Origin of the sequence: Marinococcus halophilus, from assembly GCF_002265875.1 — a bacterium.
Taxonomy (GTDB): Bacteria; Bacillota; Bacilli; order Bacillales; family Marinococcaceae; genus Marinococcus; species Marinococcus halophilus.
This window is the reverse complement of record NZ_NPFA01000041.1, coordinates 1-3,057: the sequence shown is the minus strand read 5'-3', so window position 1 is coordinate 3,057 and position 3,057 is coordinate 1. Positions and strand designations below refer to the sequence as shown.

General features: G+C 58.7%; 1 rRNA gene. It reads right to left on the bottom strand.

The features are described from left to right. Window positions 1-87: 87 nt before the first annotated feature. Window positions 88-3,020, bottom strand: a 23S ribosomal RNA gene (locus CHL76_RS16610). Window positions 3,021-3,057: the final 37 nt, after the last annotated feature.

Sequence of the window (3,057 nt, the reverse complement as noted above, 5' to 3'; positions counted from 1 at the left end):
CCTCTTCGCTGTTGCCACCGGACCGGCCCGTCGGGCCCTGACAACCAAATACCGAGACCGCGGCCACCGCCGCGTATCGTGCTRWGCGTGGATAAGACTTCGACCGATTAGTATCCGTCCGCTGCACATGTCGCCATGCGTCCACGCCGGACCTATCTACCTCGTCATCTCCAAGGGGTCTTATCTCCGTAGAGGGGAAAGGTCATCTTAAGGGGGGCTTCATGCTTAGATGCTTTCAGCACTTATCCCGTCCACACGTAGCTACCCAGCAGTGCTCCTGGCGGAACAACTGGTACACCAGCGGTGTGTCCATCCCGGTCCTCTCGTACTAAGGACAGCTCCTTTCACCTTTCCTGCGCCCGCGACGGATAGGGACCGAACTGTCTCACGACGTTCTGAACCCAGCTCGCGTACCGCTTTAATGGGCGAACAGCCCAACCCTTGGGACCTACTTCAGCCCCAGGATGCGATGAGCCGACATCGAGGTGCCAAACCTCCCCGTCGATGTGAACTCTTGGGAGAGATTAGCCTGTTATCCCCAGGGTAGCTTTTATCCGTTGAGCGACGGCCCTTCCATGCGGTGCCGCCGGATCACTAAGCCCGACTTTCGTCCCTGCTCGACTTGTGGGTCTCGCAGTCAAGCTCCCTTGTGCCTTTGCACTCTGCGAATGATGTCCGACCATTCTGAGGGAACCATTGGGCGCCTCCGTTACTGTTTGGGAGGCGACCGCCCCAGTCAAACTGCCCACCTGACACGGTCCCGAGGCCGGATCACGGCCTGCGGTTAGAATGTCGATACCACCAGGGTAGTATCCCACCAGCGCCTCCTCCGAACCTGGCGGTCCGGATTCGATGGCTCCTACCTATCCTGTACAAGTGGTACCCACATCCAATGTCAAGCTACAGTAAAGCTCCATGGGGTCTTTCCGTCCTGTCGCGGGGAACCTGCATCTTCACAGGTATTATAATTTCACCGGGTCTCTCGTTGAGACAGTGCCCAAGTCGTTGCACCTTTCGTGCGGGTCGGAACTTACCCGACAAGGAATTTCGCTACCTTAGGACCGTTATAGTTACGGCCGCCGTTTACTGGGGCTTCAATTCGGCGCTTCTCCCCCGGAGGGGGATAACGCCTCCTCTTAACCTTCCAGCACCGGGCAGGTGTCAGCCCCTATACTTCGCCTTACGGCTTCGCAGAGACCTGTGTTTTTGATAAACAGTCGCTTGGGCCCTTTCACTGCGGCTCCCTGGGGCTATGCACCCCGGGGAGCACCCCTTCTCCCGAAGTTACGGGGTCCTTTTGCCGAGTTCCTTAACGAGAGTTTTCCCGCGCGTCTTAGAATACTCATCCCACCTACCTGTGTCGGTTTACGGTACGGGCACCACGTTCCTCGCTAGAGGCTTTTCTTGGCAGGGTAGGTGCCGGCCCTTCGGGCCCCGTAGGGCCCTCCTGGTCACCGCTTGGCCGTCTGGGGGAGGGATTTGCCGCTCCCCCGGCCTTGCCAGCTTCAACGCGCATGTCCATTAGCGCGCGGCCGTGCCTGCCTGCGTCCCCCCATCACTCAAATGGAACGGAGGTGGTACAGGAATATCAACCTGTTTTCCATCGCCTACGCCTATCGGCCTCGGCTTAGGACCCGACTAACCCTGAGCGGACGAGCCTTCCTCAGGAAACCTTGGGTTTTCGACGGAAGGGATTCTCACCCTTCTTTTCGCTACTCATACCGGCATTCTCACTTCCAGGCGCTCCACCGGTCCTCACGGTCCGGCTTCGGGGCCCCTGGAACGCTCCCCTACCATCTCTCCCATGCGGGAGAGTCCACGGCTTCGGTGCTGCGTTTAGCCCCGGTACATTGTCGGCGCAGAGTCACTCGACTAGTGAGCTATTACGCACTCTTTCAATGATGGCTGCTTCTAAGCCAACATCCTAGTTGTCTAAGCAACTCCACATCCTTTTCCACTTAACGCAGACTTAGGGACCTTAGCCGGTGGTCTGGGCTGTTTCCCTCTCGACGACGGATCTTAGCACTCGCCGTCTGACTCCCGGGCAGCAAGTCGCTGGCATTCGGAGTTTGACTGAATTCGGTAATCCGGGAAGGACCCCTCGTCCAATCAGTGCTCTACCTCCAGGACTCTCRTACCCGAGGCTAGCCCTAAAGCTATTTCGGGGAGAACCAGCTATCTCCAGGTTCGATTGGCATTTCACCGCTACCCACGACTCATCCCCGCAATTTTCAACTTGCGTGGGTTCGGGCCTCCAGCCAGTGTTACCTGGCCTTCACCCTGGTCATGGGTAGATCACCTGGTTTCGGGTCTACGCCCGCCTACTTGATCGCCCTCTTCAGACTCGCTTTCGCTGCGGCTCCGCCTTTGCGGCTTAACCTTGCAGACGAGCGTAACTCGCCGGTTCATTCTACAAAAGGCACGCCGTCACCCCTTAACGGGCTCCGACTTCTTGTAGGCACACGGTTTCAGGATCTGTTTCACTCCCCTTCCGGGGTGCTTTTCACCTTTCCCTCACGGTACTGGTTCACTATCGGTCACTAGGGAGTATTTAGCCTTGGGAGATGGTCCTCCCAGCTTCCGACGGGATTTCTCGTGTCCCGTCGTACTCAGGATACCCCCGGCGGGGGGAGGATGCCGGCTACCGGGCTGTTACCGTCTCTGGCGGGCCGTTCCAGGCCGCTTCGCCTATCCTCCCCGCCTGCCGTGCGGGGGTCCTACAACCCCGGGATGCAAGCATCCCGGTTTGGGCTGATTCCGTTTCGCTCGCCGCTACTCGGGAAATCGCGTTTGCTTTCTCTTCCTCCGGGTACTAAGATGTTTCAGTTCTCCGGGTCTACCGTCCGCCGCCTATGTGTTCAGCGGCCGGACGCCTTCCCATGACGGAAGGCGGGTTCCCCCATTCGGACATCTCCGGATCAAAGCTTACGTACAGCTCCCCGGAGCGTTTCGCCGTTCGTCGCGTCCTTCATCGGCTCCTAGTGCCAAGGCATCCACCGTGCGCCCTTTTCTTCTTAACCACTCGATACGCGGTCATTCTTCGACGCGGCCGCCGGT